1 protein-coding gene is annotated in these 990 nt (G+C 56.0%); it reads right to left on the bottom strand.

Annotated elements, in window-relative coordinates; translation table 11 throughout:
- On the bottom strand, window positions 1-990 hold a 990-nt coding region (gene dnaE, locus J5224_RS30125), incomplete at both ends, for a DNA polymerase III subunit alpha (protein ID WP_264628725.1).

The following is a 990-nucleotide window of genomic DNA, read 5'->3' as shown; positions in this document are numbered from 1 at the left end:
AAACTGGGTAACTGGATGATTCCCTTCCGAATCGCAATAGAGCGGCGCAAAGTCGGTGATTTTGGTCGGTGATATCACCACCCCACCGGCGTGTTTACCCGCGTTGCGCGTCACCCCTTCCAGTTTGCGCGCCATGTCGATAAGCGCTTTGACTTCTTCGTCGGCGTCGTAAATTTCTTGTAGTTGCGGCTCGGCCACAAACGCTTTTTCCAGCGTCATGCCCGGATCGGGCGGCACCAGCTTGGAAATTCGGTCGACAAAGCCGTAAGGGTGCCCGAGCACACGTCCTACGTCGCGAATAACCGCTTTGGCCGCCATGGTACCAAAGGTGATGATCTGCGATACCGCATCACGCCCGTACATCTCCGCGACGTGATCGATGACCAGATCGCGCTTCTCCATACAGAAGTCGACGTCAAAGTCAGGCATTGACACGCGTTCCGGGTTAAGAAAGCGTTCGAACAGCAGGTCAAATTCAAGCGGGTCGAGATCGGTGATTTTCAGTGAGTAGGCCACCAGTGAACCCGCCCCCGAGCCGCGCCCCGGTCCTACTGGCACATCGTTGTCTTTAGACCACTGGATAAACTCCATTACGATCAGGAAGTAGCCAGGGAACCCCATCTGGTTGATAACGTTGAGTTCGATCTCCAGACGCTCGTCATATTCCGGGCGACGCTGCTTACGCACCTCTTCGTCGGGAAACAGGAAAGCGAGGCGCTCTTCCAGCCCTTCCCTGGCGCGTTTAACCAGAAAATCCGCAGTGGACATCTCACCGGTAGGGAATTGGGGTAGGAAATACTCCCCCAGACGGATGGTGACGTTACAACGTTTGGCTATCTCGACGCTGTTAACCAGCGCTTCCGGGATGTCGGCGAACAGCGCGCACATCTCGTCTTCACTGCGCATATACTGCTGCGCGCTGTAGTTACGCGGGCGCTTTGCGTCATCGAGCGTATACCCATCGTGGATCGCGACGCGAATCTCATGGAA

It is taken from the genome of Candidatus Symbiopectobacterium sp. NZEC135, from assembly GCF_025962695.1.
Note: the sequence above shows the minus strand (reverse complement) of the source record. Positions and strands in the feature narration are given on the sequence as shown.